This window comes from Pseudomonas sp. NBRC 111143, assembly GCF_001320965.1.
Lineage (GTDB): Bacteria > Pseudomonadota > Gammaproteobacteria > Pseudomonadales > Pseudomonadaceae > Aquipseudomonas > Aquipseudomonas machongensis.
Map to the genome: position 1 here is coordinate 1 of NZ_BCBT01000015.1, position 19045 is coordinate 19045.

The 19045-nt window shown below is 64.6% G+C and carries 8 protein-coding genes and 1 pseudogene; 3 read left to right on the forward strand and 6 right to left on the reverse strand.

Annotated elements, in window-relative coordinates; genetic code table 11:
- Positions 1 to 161: 161 nt before the first annotated feature.
- The 3 genes from APH44_RS10740 (at position 162) to APH44_RS10750 (ending at position 11594) form a co-directional block, all read left to right on the forward strand.
- Positions 162 to 518 (forward strand): hypothetical protein, encoded by a 357-nt coding sequence (locus tag APH44_RS10740; protein ID WP_156343742.1) that lies wholly within the window; start codon positions 162 to 164, stop codon positions 516 to 518.
- A gap of 419 nt (positions 519 to 937) precedes the next feature.
- Positions 938 to 6064 carry a YadA-like family protein gene (locus APH44_RS10745; protein ID WP_054892677.1) on the forward strand — a complete coding sequence of 1709 codons (5127 nt, stop codon included), beginning with the start codon at positions 938 to 940 and terminating at the stop codon, positions 6062 to 6064.
- A gap of 370 nt (positions 6065 to 6434) precedes the next feature.
- The gene (locus tag APH44_RS10750) at positions 6435 to 11594 is read left to right on the forward strand and encodes a YadA-like family protein (protein ID WP_054892678.1); all 5160 of its coding nucleotides are present in this window, start codon (positions 6435 to 6437) and stop codon (positions 11592 to 11594) included.
- A 349-nt stretch (positions 11595 to 11943) separates the two neighbouring features.
- Here APH44_RS10750 and APH44_RS30670 read toward each other — a convergent pair.
- From APH44_RS30670 to APH44_RS10775, 6 genes and pseudogenes are all read right to left on the reverse strand, one after another.
- Positions 11944 to 12099 (reverse strand): annotated as a pseudogene (locus APH44_RS30670) (integrase); the annotation flags it as partial.
- Positions 12100 to 12414: 315 nt separating this feature from the next.
- Positions 12415 to 12654, reverse strand: a complete 240-nt coding sequence (locus tag APH44_RS10755) for a hypothetical protein (protein ID WP_054892679.1) — start codon at positions 12652 to 12654, stop codon at positions 12415 to 12417.
- A gap of 53 nt (positions 12655 to 12707) precedes the next feature.
- A complete protein-coding gene (locus APH44_RS10760) occupies positions 12708 to 15164 on the reverse strand; it encodes an ATP-binding protein (protein WP_054892680.1) in 2457 nt (818 codons plus the stop codon).
- 2 nt (positions 15165 to 15166) lie between these two features.
- Positions 15167 to 15811 (reverse strand): response regulator transcription factor, encoded by a 645-nt coding sequence (locus APH44_RS10765; RefSeq protein ID WP_319016996.1) that lies wholly within the window; start codon positions 15809 to 15811, stop codon positions 15167 to 15169.
- A 162-nt stretch (positions 15812 to 15973) separates the two neighbouring features.
- Positions 15974 to 17287: an EAL domain-containing protein gene (locus APH44_RS10770; RefSeq protein WP_177339339.1), complete on the reverse strand. Its 1314-nt coding sequence runs from the start codon at positions 17285 to 17287 to the stop codon at positions 15974 to 15976.
- A gap of 313 nt (positions 17288 to 17600) precedes the next feature.
- Positions 17601 to 19013: a PLP-dependent aminotransferase family protein gene (locus APH44_RS10775; RefSeq protein ID WP_054892682.1), complete on the reverse strand. Its 1413-nt coding sequence runs from the start codon at positions 19011 to 19013 to the stop codon at positions 17601 to 17603.
- Positions 19014 to 19045: the final 32 nt, after the last annotated feature.

A 19045-nucleotide genomic window follows, 5' to 3' on the forward strand; every position in this document is an offset into this window, starting at 1 on the left:
CCCTGAGACCCACCTCCTTTGAAGGACATGAGCATGGGACAGTATTTCGGTAATTCAGGTCTATTCAAGACTGCTTCGTATTCCTGCAACGAGCTCCTGGTCAGCGGCATTGCCAGCTGGGAGCGGAAAAATATTGCCCTGAATACGAAGGAGTTTTTGATATGTCCAAAGAACTACTCGGAGTTTCTGCTCTAGGATTGATGGTGATCGGTGAGTTCTGTGCAATCTACAGTGAGGTGGTAGTCGCTAAACTTGCGCAGACAGGAAGTGCTTCGTGGGGGGCTATTAGTGTCCCCTTGGCACTGATGTGTTTTGCAGGGATTTGCCTACTGGCAGCATACTGGCTTGGATACGTTGCAGTCGGTGATATCTGGATCGTCACCGTGGTATCAGTCACCTCTTTGTTACTTCTCGAGCCCATAGTTGTGTGGTCTTTGTTCCATGAGGCACCAGGGCGGGGAGCACTCATTGGCTTCGTTCTTGGGGCCCTTGGTATGCTGTCCACTGCATTGCTTTAACTCACTCTTTTGGCCCAGCATCTATTTGCTGGGCCAATTCGTTACGACCTACATTGATTCCCGTCTGGCCCTGTCGCCAAGGCCAGCCAATGAAATCAGGATCTACCGCCGTCGTGGTTCCAAGCGATGGATCGTGTATTGGGTATACCCTGGCCGAAAAACGTAAGATTGGGACTAAAAGGCACGGGCGGTAATTCACCGCTACCTAACGTTTGGAAGGATTGGCTTCGAATTTAGGAGTAGTCCGATACCTCCAGCGCGACGTGTTACCCAGAATTCACCGTCACTCAATTGGGCTCGCGGCAACGGCGGGCTTCTCCACAGACGTGTACGCGCAACGTGTCGGCAGATGTCGACAGTGCCCCATGGCAGTCAGGCGCTCCACGCAAACGTGTTACAGGTGAGTCATCGTGAAAGTCATGTCGCGTTCAGCCCTGCAGATCGCTTTCCTGCGTTCCGCGCCCCTCAATCCGATTCGTCACTTCGTTCGCTCCCGTTATGGCAGCCCGGCCGGTACGGGTCGTCTGTCCGGCGTCTGGCCGATGTTCGGGCTGTTGACCCTGACCGGGATCAGCACGCTGCTGGGCATCGGCAGCGCCTATGCTGGCAATGGCATCCACGTCAATGCCAACGCCGACGGCGAATGCGTCAGCCTCAATGACCCGCAGGCCGAAACCCCGGCCACCTTGGAGGCGAATATCACCTTCAGGGATGGCAACACGGGCAAGTGCAATTCTGCGCGCAAGGGCACCCAGACCGACTCCGTGCTGTTCTATCGCCCGGCAGGCGTATCCGGCACCGGGGCGACTTCGCTGACCCTGGGCGGTGAACTCTTCGTCAATGGTGGCCGCCTGACGCTTGGACAGGCGAGCGGTAGCATGGCGATCGGTAACGAGCGCACCCAGGCGGTCTTCGATGCCGCCGCTATCGGCCACGGCGCCCAGGCGTCTGGCGCCTTCGGCATGGCGGTGGGTTACGAAGCGAAAAACTCGGGTTCAACCAGCCATGCGTTCGGCTATCAGGCCAATGCCTCCGGTGATATGGCCACGGCCCTCGGCGCGTCCGCCTCGGCCTCCGGGGATCGAGCGACCGCAGTGGGTACCGGTGCCTCCGCCAGTGGCGGTGGTTCGTTCGCGGGGGCGCGCGATGCCAACGCACAAGGGGACAACTCCGTGGCCCTGGGCCGTGGTGCGAGCACGGCGGCAGGCGTCAATGGCAACGAAGGCGTAGCCCTGGGGGCGAACGCCAGCGTGAGGCACCAGTATGGCGTGGCCCTGGGCAGTGGTGCGGTGACCGACGGGCTGCGAACTGTGAGCCCGGTCACGCTCAATGGCACCACCTATTCCCCCAACAGCGCGTCCGTCATGGGCGTGGTCAGTATCGGTAACGCCAACCAGACGCGGCAGGTGATCTACATGGCGCCTGGCTCGATCACGGCGAGCAGCACCGACGGGGTCAATGGCGCTCAGTTGTTCGTGGCCTACGATGCCATCCAGAAGCTTGGCGACCGTGAACTGGCCGCCAGCCAGTCGGTGGCCGATGCGCTGGGGGAGGGCACCCAGTTCAAGGACGGCAAGGTGACCCTGGCCCCCATGGCACTGACCAGCCTCGGCCAGGGTGTGGCCCAGCCAACGTCCGTGGTCGGGGCGATCAAGGCGTTGGATCAGGCCCATAAAAGGACGCAGAATGCCTTGAACGATGTCGATGCACTGGCCAGGGACACGGCGGAGAAAGTCCGCCTGGCGGCCCTCGAACGCTACCTGGGTTGGGATCCCGAGCAGCAGGCGTTCACTGCCAGCCAGGGCGAGCGGCCGCAGAATCGGATCAACCATGTCGAGGCTGGCGTCGCCGTTACTGATGCGGTGAACAAAGGCCAGCTGGATGCGGTGGAGCAGACGGCTGCCGCTGCGCAGCAGGCGGCGGAAACCGCCCAGGGTACGGCCCTCGCGGCCCAGGCCAGCGCCGACAATGCCCAGCGAGCCGCAGCGGCGGCCGAGGGCAGTGCTGGTGCTGCGCAGCAGGCAGCCGCCAGCGCGCGGGCTGTCGCCGAGCAGGCCCAGGGCACTGCCGAAGGCGCCGCGGCTTCGGCTGCCACGGCGCAACGGGCCGCGGAAACCGCCAAGGGCACAGCCACGACGGCCCTGAGGACCGCCGCCGAGGCAGAAAATGCCGCTCAGGATGCTCAGGGCATTGCCAGTACCGCCCTGAGCTCGGCGGCCGATGCCCAGAGGACTGCCGACGGTGCGCAGAGCACCGCCAGTGCCGCAGAAACGGGTGCATCCGAGGCGCAACAGGCTGCCCAGGCCGCCCAGGGTACTGCCAGCGCAGCCCTAGATTCCGCAGGTGCTGCACAACGAACCGCCGAGGCTGCCCAGGGGGCTGCCGATACCGCACTGGGTGCGGCCACCACCGCGCAACAGACCGCCGACACGGCCCGTGATGCTGCCGGCTCGGCGCTGAATACGGCGACCACGGCCCAGCAAACCGCAGAAGGTGCGCAAGGCAGCGCCGACCGGGCCCAGCAGTCTGCCGCCACGGCCCAGCGCAGCGCAGATACCGCGCAAGGCACGGCGGATTCGGCGCTGGCGGCGGCAATCGGTGCGCAGCAAAGCGCCGAGAGCGCCCAGGGCACGGCCGACAATGCGCTGAGCGCCGCTGCTGGCGCCCAGCAGGCCGCGGACAGCGCGCAGGGTTCGGCCAATACCGCCCAGGCGTCGGCGGTCGGTGCCCAGCAACGTGCCGAGGCTGCCCAAGGCACGGCCGACCGTGCACAGGCTGCCGCGTCCACTGCCCAGCAGACCGCCGAAGGCGCCCAGGGTACCGCCAACACCGCGCTGGCTTCGGCAGCCGATGCCCAGAACGCGGCAGAGGGTGCGCAAGGCACAGCCGACACCGCTCTCGCCTCCGCGTCCGTGGCGCAAAACAGCGCCGAGGCCGCCCAAGGCACTGCCAATACCGCCCTGGAAGCTGTCGCCACGGCCCAGGAAGCCGCTGACGCCGCACAGGGCACTGCCAGCCAGGCGCTGGGTTCGGCGTCGGATGCGCAGCGAGCCGCGGCAACCGCACAAGACACGGCCGACAGCGCCCTGACCGCTGCGTCCGGCGCCCAGGAGGCCGCAGAACGTGCGCAAGGTACGGCCGACAGTGCACAGGCCTCGGCGTCTCGCGCACAGAACAGCGCCGATGCCGCGCAGGGCACCGCCAATACCGCGCTGTCCACCGCATCCGGTGCGCAGCAGGCCGCAGAAGCAGCCCAGGGCACCGCCACCAGCGCCTTGGCCTCAGCCGCTGACGCCCAGCAGGCGGCGGAGTCTGCCCAAGGTACAGCCACTACCGCCATGAATGCGGCATCCGATGCGCACCAGGCTGCCCAGGCGGCCCAGGACACCGCCAACACTGCGCTGACCACCGCCACCGATGCGCAGCAGGCTGCGGACGGGGCCCAGGGCACTGCCAATACCGCATTGACGGCAGCTTCCACGGCGCAGCAGGCTGCAGATGCTGCGCAGGGCACCGCCAATACGGCGTTGAGCTCGGCCAACGAGGCCTCACAAGCTGTCGGCACCGCACAAGACACAGCTGACCGCGCGTTGACTGCCGCCAATACGGCCCAGGGCAGCGCCGATGCCGCCCAGGGCACAGCGGATGCCGCCAAGGCCACCGCCGACACCGCTGCCGGGCAGCTACAGGGGCTGGACGCCGGGGAAACCGTGGTCGAGCGGATCAACAGCGCGATCAAGGGCGCAACAGACTCTGCCAGCGAGTTTCTGGCGCAGGTCCTGGGAGGCGGTTCGACCGTGGGGGCCGATGGCCAGCCGACCGCACCGTCCTACGCCATTGGCCAGATCGCAGACGATGGCAGCGTCCAGCCGTCGACCCAGGTACACGGCAATGTCGGCGATGCCCTGGGTGCGCTGGATGGCAATGTCGCCAAGGTTGGCGGGGCTCTACAGGCCCAGGGGCAGGCTCTCGAGCGCCTGGGGCAGGATGTACAGGGCCTGCGTGACGACAGCCTGTTGTGGGACGAAGCCAGCGGCACCTACAGCGCCGGTCGTGGCGAGCAGCGTTCTGCCCCGGCCCGTATCACCAGCCTGGCCGCGGGTACGGCGGCGACCGATGCGGTGAACAAGAGCCAACTCGACACTGTCGAGGGCGTGGCGACCGTAGCCCGGGATGCCGCCGGCGCCGCGCAGGGCGCTGCTGAACAGGCGCAGGGCACGGCCGATGCCGCCGTGAGTGCTGCTACTCAGGCACAGCGCAGCGCTGATGGGGCTCAGCGTACCGCCGATCTGGCACAAACCAGTGCCACCCACGCGCGTCAGGCTGCCGACACCGCGAAAGCCACCGCCGACCAGGTGGGTGAGCTGGCCAATCGCGCTGCCGAGAAGCTGCAAGGGCTGGATGAGGGCGAGACGGTCATCAGTCGCCTGCAGGAAGCCGCCCGCGCCGCCAACCAGGCCCTGGCCGATGCACTGGGTGGCGGCGCCAGTGTGAACCCGGACGGCACGCTCAATGCACCGGGTTACACCGTGACGGATCTTGGCCAGAACGGGACCGCCCCCGCTCAGAAACAGGCCGGCAGTGTGGGCGAAGCGGTCAAGGCGCTGGACGACTCGCTGGTGACCGTCAATGGCAAGGCCGAGCGAGCCAGCGCCGACGTCGGCAACCTGCGCGAGCAATTGGAGGCGGGTGAAGTGGGGCTGGTTCGACAGGATCCCGCCAGCCGCAACATCCAGATCGCCCGAGACGCCGACGGCACCCGCGTCGATATCGTTGGTAGCCAGGGGCCTCGTACCTTGAGCGGATTGCAGGACGGTGCGCTCGGCGCGGGCAGTAGCGAGGCGGTCACCGGTCGCCAGCTCGACGCGACGAACCAGCAGGTCCGGCAGCTCAGCCAGCAGGCATCGGTCATGGCGGTGGACGCCCAGGGCGATGGAAGCGATAAGGCCAGCGTCACACCGGGGAGCCGGGCCGTGGCCTTGGGTGCCAATGCCAGTGCCACGGGCGAGCGCAGCGTGGCCAGCGGCGCGGGGGCCGCAGCCAAGGGCGCGCGCACTACCGCACTGGGTGCCGATGCCCGGGCCAGCGCGGACAATAGCGTGGCCCTGGGTGCGGGCTCCCAGGCAGATCGGGTCAATACCGTGTCGGTGGGCTCGGCGGGCGCGGAGCGGCAGATCACCCACTTAGGGGCTGCTACTGAGGCCACCGATGCGGTCAATCTGGAGCAGGCCACGCAAATCGCCAATCGGGCCTCCGATCAGACGCTGCGGCAGGCCAATGCCCATACTGATCGGCAGATCAGCGCCCTGCGCCAGGATGCCTACGCCGGTATCGCCTCGGCCATGGCCATGGCCGCCCTGCCGGCCACCTCGTCGCCGGGCCGTTCGATGGTGGCGATGGGCACCTCCGTCTACGAAGGGCAATCGGCCCTGGCGGTCGGCCTCTCTGGCCGCAGCGAAGACGGCACCTGGGCCTACAAGGCCAACGGTTCTGGCAGCGCCAAGGGCAACGTCGGCCTGGCGGTCGGTGTGGGATACGAATGGTAAAGCCCTGACGGGCCAGGCGAGCCCCGTGCTCGCCTGTTCCCTTCTCGTTGCTAAGACGCCGCGACACTAAGACCAGGCCTACCTAAGGCGAGGCGGCCTGGTAACGCCTGCCTCACGCCGCCTGCTCCGCCACAAAAAGATGCCTGGCGGTACGCCTTGTTCACCGCATGACGAATCAGGATCGTTGCTCCGGTTTAGGAGTAGTCCGATGTCGTCAAAACATGACGCTCGTCACAATCCGCTCTCGAAATCGCTGCCCGCCATTCGCGCGGGCAGTCGGGTCAGCCGTATGGAAATTGCCCAAGCCGCCGGGTTGCCGTAGCGCTTGTGCGCACCAGTTACTGCCACAGGGTTCGTTATTGTGAAAGTCATGTCACGCCTCGTTTTGCAGGCTGTTTGTCTGCGTGCTGTTCCACTCAACCCGATTCGCGCCATCATCCGTGCGCTTCACCGCAACGACATCAGCAGTGTGCCACGGGACTGGCAGGCGCTCGGGCTGTTGACCCTGAGCGGTATCTCGGCGCTGCTGGGCATGGCCGCGGCCGAGGCGGGCAATGGCGTGCATATCAATGCGAACCCCGACGGGGAATGCACGAGTTTCAATGATCCCCAGGAAGGAATCTGGCGTCTCAGCGAAAGTGAGCTGCGCAGCGGCACCTTCACGTTCAAGGATCGGTCCGGTAACTGCAATGCCAGCAGCAAGAGCGGGCAGACCGGCAGCGTACTGATCTACCGTCCGGATGCCGGCGTTGGCGCGACCTCGATGTCCCTGGGCGGTGAGCTGTATGTCAACAGCGGCCGGCTGATGCTGGGGGATGCGGCCGGCAACCTGGCCATCGGGCAGGTAGGGAAAACACCAGAGGGGCGAGCCATCGACTTTTCGGCCAGCGGCGGCGGTATGGCGATTGGCCGCGGCGCTCTGAGCTCGATGCTCCATAGTATTGCGTTTGGGCAGGAATCAGAAGTAAACAGCCGTGACGTAAATAGCCCTTACGCGGTAGTCTTCGGCAACCGCAGCTTTGGTAACAATGCCCATACTACCGTGTTCGGCTCGGCCGCGAATGCCGCTGGCGAAGCCGCCACCATTGCGGGTTCTCTCGCCGTTGCCCGCGGCGATTCTTCCTTTGCAGGCGGCCGTTTTGCCCAGCCATCGGGGAGCGCCGCCGTGGCACTGGGGCGTTCGGCTATCGCCAGTGGTACCAACAGCCTGTCGGTGGGCTACACCTCCCGCGCCCGGGACAGCGATGGCGTTGCTCTGGGCAGCTTTTCGGTGGGATTGGTCGGCGCGCTTCGTGAGGTGGCGCCCGTCACGCTCAATGGCCAGACCTACAGCGTTGACCGGACCCATGCCATCAGCACGGTCGCCCTGGGAGATGTGCCCCGCTGGCGCCAACTGATCTACGTGGCGCCCGGAAGCGTCAACCCGACCAGTACCGACGCCGTCAATGGCGCCCAGTTGTTCGTCGGCTACGACGCCATTCGCCGGCTGGGCGAGCGCGAGCTGGTGGCCAGCCGCTCCGTGGCCGATGCACTGGGCACGGGCATGGGGGCCCAGGATGGCAAGCTGGTGGTGCCGCCGCTGGCGCTGACCAGCCTGGCACCAGGCGAAAATCAGCCGAGCAGCCTGTTGGGCGCGCTCAAGGCCCTCGACCGTTCGTACAAGAGCACCGACCAGAACCTGGGGGCGGTTTTCGACCGTGCCTTCGAGACGGCAATCGAAGTCGATCAGTGGGCCCCCGACAACCGGCTGCGCTGGAACCCGGAAACGCAGTCCTACAGCGCCGCCCGTGGCGACACTGCACAGAACCGTATTGTCGATCTGGCTGCGGGCGAGGCCGACACCGACGCGGTGAACAAGGGACAACTGGATACCGTTGAGGCATCGGCACTCACCGCCAAGCGTGCCGCGGACGCGGCCAAGACGCTGGCCGACGGCGTGCACCGCACGGCAACCGATGCCGAGGCAGTGGCAAGCCGGGCACGAACGACAGCCGCCCAGGCCGAACGTGACGCCGGTGAAGCTGGCCAAGCTGCCAACACCGCGCGTGACACCGCCGCTGCCGCAGCAGGTACGGTGGTCAAGGCCCAGGAGGCCGTAGAGGTGGCGCAAGGCACGGTGGGCGCGGCTGCAGATGCTGCCCGCAACGCCCGGGACGCTGCCGGCAGCGCGCTGGCCACTGCCAGCCAGGCTGACGAGCGCAGCCATGAAGCCAAGAGAGATGCCGCGGCTGCCCAGGCTCACGCCGAAGCGGCCACGAACGCCGTGAGCGAAGCGCGCGGCGCGGTGGATACCGCCGGGCAACAGGCCGAGGCAGCGAAGACCGCAGCCACCCAGGCCCAGGCAACGGCCGATGGCGCCCAACGCACCACTGCTATGGCGCAGGACACCGCAACAGCTGCACAGGGCACGGCGGACGGGGCCCAACGCACTGCCGACACGGCCAGGCAGGCCGGGCTCAATGCCCAAGTGGCCGCCGAGGCCGCCCAAGGCACGGCCAACCGAGCACAAGATTCCGCAGCCACTGCGCAGCGGACCGCCGAAGGCGCACAGGGCACCGCTGACACGGCCCTGAGTGCCGCCGCCCGTGCCCAGCATGCGGCCGATGCCGCACAAGGTACGGCCGGCTCCGCCGCCACCGCTGCAGAGGCGGCGCGGCAGACCGCCGACGCCGCCGAGCACACTGCCCGGGCGGCCCAGACATCGGCTGCTGCGACGCAGCAGGCCGCAGAGGCAGCCCAGGCCACCGGTGAGGGTGCGTTGTCTACCGCCGCAACGGCCCAGGGCGCCGCAGAAACCGCCCAGGAAACGGCCGATGCAGCCGTCAGCGCGGCATTCATCGCCCAGCAGCATGCCGCCTCTGCACAAGGCACCGCCGATGCGGCTCAGGCCTCGGCATCGACGGCCCAGCAGACCGCGACGGCTGCCCAGCAGACGGCCGATAGGGCCCTGGCGTCGGCCTCGTCGGTTCAACAGGCCGCGAACGCCGCACAAGGCCAGGCGGATAACGCCCAGGTCGCGGCCGCAACAGCTCAGCAAGCGGTGACGGGCGCACAGGGGGCCGCGAATACCGCAATGACCTCGGCCACTGCCGCGCAGCAGGCCGCCACCGTGGCCCAGGGCTCCGCCGATCAGGCGCTCAGCGCAGCCGACACCGCACAAGGTTCCGCCGACGCGGCCCAGGGCACGGCTGATCGTGCACTGACGGCAGCTTCCACTGCGCAGCAGGCGGCGGGTGATGCTCAACGAACCGCTGACAACGCCTCGGCCTCGGCCGCCACGGCACAACAAACCGCCGAGGGGGCACAGCGCACGGCGGATAGCGCCCTGGGCTTGGCGGCGAATGCCCAGCAATCGGCCGATGCCGGGCAGGCGAGTGCCGACGGCGCCCTGAGTGCCGCAACCGGCGCCCGGCAGGCGGCGGGACGTGCCCAGGCAACGGCTGACAGCGCACTGAACGCCGCCGGTGACGCGCGGCGCTCTGCCGAAGCCGCGCAAGGTACAGCGGACACTGCACGGGGCACGGCCTCCACGGTCAATGAACGTGCGGCGGTTGCGCAGGGCGCCGCCGACACCGCACTGCGGTCGGCCTCGACTGCTCAGCAGGCTGCCGAGGCCGCCCAGGGGACTGCCAACGCTGCCAAGGCCACTGCCGACACGGCGGCCGGCCAACTGCAGGGCATTGGCGCCGGCGAAACCGTGGTCGAACGCATCAACGGTGCGATCAAGGGGGCGGCGGATTCGGCCAGCGAGTTTCTGGCGCAGGTGCTGGGGGGCGGTTCGACGGTAGGAGCCGACGGCCAACCGACCGCGCCGTCCTATGCCATTGGCCAGGTCGCCGAGGATGGTAGCGTCCAGCCGTCGACGCAGACGCATGACGACATCGGCGCTGCCCTCGGCGCCCTGGACGGCAACGTTGCGACGCTCAGCGGTGCCTTACAAGGTCAAGGCGAGGCGCTTGGCGCATTGGCCCAGCACGCTGACAGGCTGCGTGATGGCAGTCTGCTGTGGGACGAAGCCAGCGCTACCTACAGTGCCGGTCGTGATGACCAGCGGGCTACCCCTGCTCGTATCACTCACCTCGCCGAGGGTCTGGCCGCAACCGATGCAGTGAACATGAGCCAGCTCGACGCCGTTGAAGGCGTGGCCACAGAGGCGCAGGGCACCGCCGAACATGCTCGAGAAGTCGCCGAGCAAGCCCGGGTTACAGCCGCTGGCGCCATGGCGATGGCCGATGACGGGCATGGCACCGCCGAGGGGGCCCAGCGTACCGCTGACCAGGCACAGGCATCCGCCGCCGATGCCCGCCAGACCGCTGACCTGGCGCAGGCCACGGCCGGACAGGCCAGCCAGCTTGCCGAGCGCTCTGCCGGCCAGTTGCAAGGGCTGGAAGACGGGGAAACGGTGCTCGGACGTATCCGGGACGCTGCACGTGATGGAAACCAGGCATTGGCCTACGCCTTGGGTGACGGAGCAGCGGTCAATCCCGACGACACACTCAACGTGCCCACCTTCAATGTGACGGGCGTGGGCGCGGATGGCGCGCCGTCGCCGGTCGCCGCTAGTAACGTGGGGCAGGCCATCACGGCGTTGGACGATTCGCTGGTAGCGGCCAACGACAAGGCGGACAAGTCCAGCGCCGACGCTAGCGACGTGCGTGCGCAGGTGGCGGCCGGAGAAGTGGGGCTGGTCCGGCAGGCCCCGGCCAGCCGCGATATCCAGATTGCCAAGGGGACTGACGGAACCCGCGTCGATATTGCCGGGAACCAGGGGCCGCGCACCTTGGGTGGGGTGCAGGACGGTGCGCTTGGTACGGACAGTACCGATGCGGTCACCGGGCGCCAGCTCGATGCGACGAACCAGCAGGTTCGGCAGCTTGGCCGGCAGGCTGCCGTCATGGCGGTGGACAGCCAGGGCGATGGCAGCGACAAGGCCAGCGTCGCGCCGGGTAGCCGGGCCGTGGCGCTGGGCAGTAATGCCCGGGCGACGGGCGAGCACGGCGTTGCCACCGGTGCCGGTGCGGTCGCCCAGGGCACGCGTAGCAGCGCCCAGGGTAGCGAAGCGAAGGCCAATGGGGATAACAGCGTTGCCCTGGGAACGGGCTCCCAGGCGGATCGAGCCAATAGCGTGGCGGTGGGTTCAAGGGGCGCTGAGCGTCAGGTGACCCATGTGGCCGACGCGGCCCATCGTACCGATGCGGTCAACCTGAGGCAAACCACGCGGCTTTCCAGCCAGGCCGCCAACCGCACGCTCCATCAGGCCAACGCCTATACCGACCGCCAATTGGGGTACTTGCGTCAGGATGTCTATGCGGGTGTGGCTTCGGCGATGGCCATGGCCGCATTGCCAGCAGCATCGTCGGCGGGCAAGTCGATGCTGGCCATGGCCACCGCGGTCTATGAAGGGCAACCGGCCCTGGCAGTCGGGCTGAACGCCCGGTCGGCGAGCGGCCAATGGACTTATAGCGCTGTCGGGGCGGGTACTGCGCGTGGTGACTTCGGAATAAATCTAGGATTGGGTTACCACTGGTAATCGTTCGGTTGCTGGGGTGAGCCTGAATGCTGGTAAATCAGACAGCAAGAAAGGCAACCCCAAGCACAGCTTGCCTCATGGGTCATCGTAGCCGGGCGATTGGACGTCCTGCCCCGTCTAATTCATATGGAGGTTCGTTACGCCATAAACGCAGTATCGGTGCTTATTCTGCCCAATAAAGAAACTGCTGTGCACGACGTACACGTAAAGCTTGAGAGGCTTATGCGTATCTTCCAGGTTTACTGAGCAAGAAAATATGATGAAAACTGCCAGATACTGCGGTTAACGTTCACACGTGCAACGGATGTGTGGCATACATCGCCGGATCAAGGCCTACGGCTTTCACTCAGCCTTTGACGATACGAGCGTATTGACGAGTAGATAGATGCTCTGATGTATGCACAAAGGTAGTCCTCGTTGCGTAGCTGGGCCCGATGTATTCAGGTCGCGAGAGCAGATCGTGCTTGTCAGTTATCTAGAACTGCACAGGTCGCTGCGTTTTCTGCTACATCAGCGCCCCGGTCAGACCCTACTAGATACCGCCAGCAGACAGATGCCCATCGAGCGCGCAAAAGTCGAATCGATACGTCTCAATACTCAAAGAATAGGCATCTGCTGCGTACCAGCAATTTTGAAAATTCGTTGAGCCGCTGCACTTCCTCCTGCAACAAGTCGATCACATAAAGGATGGTCTCGGCGTATTCCTCGGGTACGCCGGCCTAGTACTCATGGAGGTCGACGATACAGCTTTCGATGATGAAGGCGGTCCGCGATATCCGATCTTGTAGCAAGTGAGCCAAGTAAAGACTGTCGATTGAACTCATTGGTGGTTCACAGTCAGTAGCTCAGCACGGTGGGCGTAGCGCTGGGTGATGCCTATCGACAGGCTCCTCAGCGCATCGGCCTCGCTGTGCAACAAACTGATAACGTTGACGCTGTTGGCCTCCGCGCTGGTGAGTTTGCGCAGGATTAACAGCAAATCGGTGGCACAGCTTTCGTTGACCGACGCCGACTCAATCAGGCGCAGTTGCAGGTGCTGGATGCAGTGAATGGAACTCATGGGTCGCCTTTGGTTGCGCATGACAGAGAGCGGCCTGGTGGCCTGAGACGGTTTTAGCCTTGCGCGCCCGGTGAACCAATAGGACTGGTCCGAATTTCAGTTGCAGGACTTTGCGCCGCCGCAGGCGATTGCTTGGGGTTGTTGGTGCTGCGCAGCGCTAGGACCAGGGCGCGCAATGTTGCGCGGTAAGCGGGGTCGTGCCAGGGCCTGGCGGCCTTGAGCAGGGCTTCCAGTTCAGCGGCCTCGCACGCCACGGCGGGCCACTCGATACTCAGCGCCGCGCCATGCAGCCGATGCGCGGCATGCAGGGCAGGCTCCAGCTGGCAGAGGGCAATGGCTTCGAGCAGGGCGAGCAGGTCTTGTTCGAAGGCTTCGCGGATGCGCACGTCGCTCATCCTGTCGGCTTCGGAGAAGGGGTGTGGGATCAGCGTCAGTTGCACGCCACACCACAACTCTATGGCGTCCTGCAGTTTACCCACGCTGATCGGCTTACCCAGGATGCCGTCCATCCCGGCATCGAAGCAGCGGCTGACATGTTCGCTGCCGGTAGACGCGGAAATCGCGATGATCGGGCAGCGTGCCTGGGCAGCGTCGTGCTCTATCATGCGGAACATCTGGGTCAGCGAATAGCCGTCCTGGTCGGGCAGGTCGCAGTCCATCAGGATCAGGTCGTAGGTGCCTTGTTCGAAACAATCCATGGCTTGAGCGCCATCCTTGGCAATCACCGCCGTACAGCCGAAACCCTCGATCTGGGCCTTTAGTACCGCCTGGTTGGCCACGGTGTCTTCCACCACCAATATGCGCAGGTTCTGTGTGGTTGCCGCCGGCGCACGAGGAGGCAAGGTTTTCAGGTGATTTTCCAGTGCGCCGGCCGAGGCCAGCTCGGCTGGCAGCGACAACTCCATGCGCGTGCCTTGGCCCGGCGTACTGTCGAGGGTGATGCCACCGCTCATCAACTGCAGCAAGTCACGACAGATAGCGAGCCCCAGGCCAGTACCGCCGGAGCGCCGATGTGTACGCGCCGCCTGGCTGTATGGCTGGAACAGCCGCTGCTGAGCCTCGGCGCTGATACCAATGCCGGTATCCGTTACCGTCAAACGGATGTGCTTGAGTGAAGGGGTGTCCGTGTCGGCGATCAGGTAGGCCACCTCGATACCGCCCTGTTCGGTGAATTTGATCGCGTTGGACAGCAAATTGTGCAGCACCTGCGCCAGGCGGGTGTCATCCAGCATCAGCAGGGGCGGATCAACAGGCCCCACAACGCTGATCGACAGATGCCGTTCACGGGCACGCAAGCTGTGCAGATCGACTACGTTTCTGATCAGGTTGGCGAGGTTCACGGGCACCGGCTCGAGTTTCACCTGGCCAGCCTCAAGCCTTGAGATGTCGAGCACATCGTCAAGCAACGTCAGCAGTGACTGCGCCCCGTTACTGGCCAGTTGCACGAAGTGCTGCTGCGTGCGGTCCAGCGGCGTGTTGTGCAACAGCTCCACAGAAGCCAGGACCGCGTTAATCGGTGAGCGAATTTCGTGGCTCATCACCGCCAGGAACATGGCCTTTTCCCGTTCGTTACTCACCGCCCGCTGGCGCTGGCGATGGGCTTGATACGCCAGGCCCGCCAACATCAGCACCACCAGTACAGTCAGGGCGACTTCATGGGGGTAGTGGTCAGTGAGCTCATGTAGCCCCATCTCTGGCGTTGCGTGCCCTTCGATCCAACTTGCGTGCAGCTCTCGGGTTTCCTCTAGGCTCAACGAGTCCAGTACCTGCTGGATGATCCCGAATAACATTGTGTCATCGGCACGCGTGCTCATGGCGAGCTTCGAGCCCATATCGGCCACGACGCCACCAATCTGTAGCTGGCCCTGAAACTGCCGGTACAGGAAGGGCACGAGGTAGGCCTCTGTAGCTATCGCGGCGTCTGCGGTGCCATCAGCCACCTGCTGCAGCATGTTCAGCGCGCTGCCTCCGATGATGGTGCGGGCTTTCGGTGCCTTGATATCGAGAACCTCGCGGTAGCGATCGGAGAAGGGCACGGTCACGGTCAGTTCATTGAGTTGGTCGAGACCGATAATGGGCGGATGAGTGGCGCGAATGACCACTACTGCAGTGGTGTTCAGGTAGAAACTGGTATGACGCAAGCGCGGATCCTGGCCACTGGGACCATTGAGGCGCACGGCTGAGATCAGGTCGGCCTTGCCGGTCGCCAGCATTTCGGCGCGCTCCTGTACCGAATGGGCCGGGATGTATTCCAGGCGCATGCCTGTCCTGCTTGCGATCAATTGCAAGTATTCTGCGGAAAGACCTCGGAGGTGGCCGTTTTCCATGTATTCGATGGGCATCAGGTCTTCGACCACGGCAACGCGCAATACCGGATGCTTTGCGATCCAGGCGCCTTGCTCGGCGGTGAGCGCGAACGGCACCGGTGGATCGTTCTCCAGGGCCCAGGCGTTGGGGGTGCATAACAGGGCAAGAAGAAGCCAGGTGCGCAGATGGCAACGGACGTGCATCGTCAGTCCAGGGTCTTCATGATTTTGAACAGGCCGTTGTTGGAGGTGACACCCAGCTTGCGGAAGGCAGTCGCTTTCTGGGCGCTGATGGTCTTGATACTGCGATTGAACTTGTCAGCTATCTCGGTCACCGTCATGCCCTCCAGGTAACAGCGGATCACCTCCTGCTCGCGTGCCGACAATCCGGCGCGACCGAGCGCATTGTCGCTGATCGGTTGCTGGGCCGTGTCAACCGGACGGATGGCGTCCGCCACCTGGTAGGACATATCTGCGCTGAGGTAGATTGCACCTGAGGCGACGGTGCGAATGGCCTTGACCAGGCCCGAGAGGTCTTCGCCTTTTCCGACGAAGCCACGGGCACCCACTCGCAATGCAAGTGAAACGGTGGCTGATTCGTGGTGGGTTGACAGCACCAGGATCCGGCAATCAGGGAAGCGCGCACGTAGGGCGCGTATCAGCGAAACACCATCGAGCTCGTCGCGTCCCAAAGCAAAATCCAGCAACAATACCTGCGCCGAGGTGGCAGCCATGCCTCGCAGCAGTTCGCGGCTGTTTTCATAGACTCCGACAATTTCAATGCCGGGCTCCTCGCCAAGGTGACTGACAAGGCCGTGCCGAACGACGGCGTGATCGTCAAGCAGTGCCACACGTAGGGGTTTCATAGATGCCAATGAACACTCGATAAAGGTCAAGCGACTGTAGGATTAAAGACCATGAACATGGCCGATACCAGTGCCTGGGCAAGCAGATAAATGAACACAGGGTCCTCCTGCACACGCGGGATATGACGGCCTGTACAGGTGCTGCCACTATGGCAGAAGCATATCGACGAACGCGTCTCGCTCCAGAGGGCGTGCCAGGGCGAACCCTTGTCCGGTTCGGCAACCCAAACGGCTGAGTAACTCGATGCTAGCGGCGTCTTCTATGCCCTCGGTGACCAGGTTCAGGTTGAACAATCGCGCCAGGCCGACGATGCCGGAAATGATCTCGCTTGACTGTGAAGACTGCCCCACGGCCCGGACCAGCGATCCGTCGATTTTCATTTCGTCAAAAGGTATGCGAGCCAACAGCGCAAGGGTCGCGGCGCCGGCCCCAAAATCATCTAGCGAGACCTTGAAACCTTTCGCACGCAAGGCTGTGATCGAGGCTGACAGTGCCAGTTCGTTGTCCGCTGCCATCTCTTCGGTCAGTTCGATTTTCAGGCGCCGGGGGGGCAGTCCTGCCTTGAGCATCTTGTCCGCCAGCCGCGTGGCCAGCCCCGCAGCGCAGAGTGTGCGGGCCGATGCATTGATTGCGATGGGGATATCCAGCCCATGACGATCAAGGGTGCCCAGGATTTCGATCACTGACTTTTCGATATAGCTGAACAGTAACAGGTCGAGTCCCAACTGATTGACCAATGGAATCAGAATGGATGGCGGCACCTCACCGTATCGCGGATGCCGCCAGCGGACCAATGCTTCGGCGCCGACCACTCGCCGGCTGGTCAGGTCGTATTGGGGCTGCAAAACCACCCGTAGTCCCTCGCCCGTGGCCAGTACAGTGACAACATCATCCTCGCCGATCAGGTTTTCCAGCTTTTCCGGCTGGGCGCTTTGCGGTCGGGGATGTCCAGTGCCTGCGAGCTTCTCGAGTACCTGCGGCAGTTGGATGGGATCACTCTCGCCGACGATCTCGACGTGAACGCCTGCGGCTTCGGCAAGGCGGGCATGGGACGCCAGTGCGGTGGTGGATATACCATTTAGCGACTCTTGCCAGCCGTGCTCGTTACCCGTGTCCGGCTCGGTTGTAAGGGGGCACGGGACGCTCTGTGCGGTCCAGACGATGTGCGGAATGCTGCACAGGCGACCGGACGTATTCATCTCACTGACCCAGCATGGGAGCATGAGGCTGTCGACCTGGTTGGCATGGATCTCGGCCATGATGATGTCCACCGTCTGCTTGCGCAGGCGAGTCATCAGGCTGTTCAGCGAGTCGAGATGCTCGATGTGGAACAGCTCGCTGTCACCCAGACGGGCAATCATGCGCAGTGCGTAGTGGTTATCGTTGCTGAGTATGACCACTCGGGTCCGGGAAGCGGGCGCGGTGGCGATGACGGGGTTTGCCATCTTGAAGTTGCTCATTGGTTGACCTGCTGGCATTTGAGCAATTGGCCATTAGCTACTCCATAAGACTGGGCCTAAAAGGCCTGTGCGAGGCGGAGTCGCTGCCGCGCTGCCGGCAGGCGACATGGCTCATTTCTAGGAGTAGGCCGATGGTTGATGTGGCATGCGTTGCGCAGAATCCGCCGTGATGGACGCGAGCGTGGCGGACCTGGCCTGCATGGCGTGTGAGCGTCATATGAACGAGCTAAGGGGAGCTTTCTCCGACTACCTCGAACCAGTGATTAGTCGTGTTCAGCCAGAACTGCGAGTGCGTTGTTCACAGCGCGCACCGCTACCCCTCAATAAACCGCCCAACAATCTCATCCAGCCGATCACAGCACCGCTCCAGCTCTCGCCCCGAGCTGGTCGCAATACCAAGCAGAATCCCGCTACTGGCCTGCGCCTGATCCAGATACCACGACGACAATGCCCCAGGCGACATGCCGAACATCGACGCCTCTCTGACAATGCTCACATCCGGCGTCCCAGCCGGCAGTCGCAACAGCACCGCCAGCCCGGCAGTGCAGATTTCGGCGCCCAGTGCCCTTTTTTTCAAGGCGCTGAGCAGTTCGTCACGCTGGCTGCGGTACAGGCGTTTCGCCCGGCGAAGATGGCGCAGGTAATGCCCCTGCTGCATGAATTCCGCCGTGGCCAGTTGCACGGCGGGACCTGGCGCGGGGCTCAGGCAGGCGGCGACTTCGCCGAGCCTGGGGGCCAGTGCCGGTGGGGCAATGAGGAAGCCCAGGCGCAGCGCGGGGCTGATGGTCTTGCTGAAGGAGCCGATGTGCACCACACGGCCATTGCGGTCCAGGGAGGCGAGGGCGGGTGCTGCCCTGGACTCCAATTGCAGCTCGCTGAGGTAGTCGTCTTCGATGATCCAGGCGTTGTTCTGCGCGGCCCAGTCGAGCAGGTTCAGGCGTCTGGGCAGGGACAACGTGACGCCCAGTGGGGCGTGCTGTCCGGGGGTGACCAGCGCCACGGCGGCATCCGGCGCCAGGCGCCGGCCCTGTTCGACGTCCATGCCCGACGCGTCCACCGGTACGGGGACCGGCACCAGCCCGGCGAGCTCCAGGCCTTTTCGGGAGAACGGAAAGCCGGGGTCTTCGATCCAGGCCTTGCGGCCGCCGATGTTCAGCGTCTGCAGAAGCAGGCCGAGCCCGCCAGCGAATCCACTGGTGATGATCACCTGCGAGGGCAGGCACTCGATGCCTCGGGCGATAGCCACATAGGCGGCCACCACCCGGCGCAGTTCCAGTTCGCCCCGCGGGTCGGGGTACTGGATCGAGCCGCGCATCTCCGAGCGCATGGCATGTGAGCGAATTTGGCTGAACAGCCTCGCTGGCAGGCTTTCATGGGCCGGCACACCGAGCTGGAAGATTGCAGGGCCTGCGGTGAACTCACGGTAAAGCTCCATGAACGGTGTTTCGCGCGGGGGTGTCTCTTCGCGCGCGGGCAGTGCTGGCCGGTCGCAGACGCGTGTGCCATCCGCCCGTGAGGCGACCACGAGCTGGGCGTCCACGAGCATCTCGTAGGCGGCGCGCACGGTGCCGCGCGCTACGCCCAACTGGGCGGCGAGGTCCAGCCAGGAGGGGAGGCGTGCGCCAGGCTTGATTACGCCGGATTCGATCGCGGCACAAATGCTGGCGCGGATCTGCTCGGTCAAGGGTGTTTTTGCAGCGCGGTCGATGCTGACGTTGAGCGACATGAGTATTTAGGCCTGGACGCGACGAGGTAGCC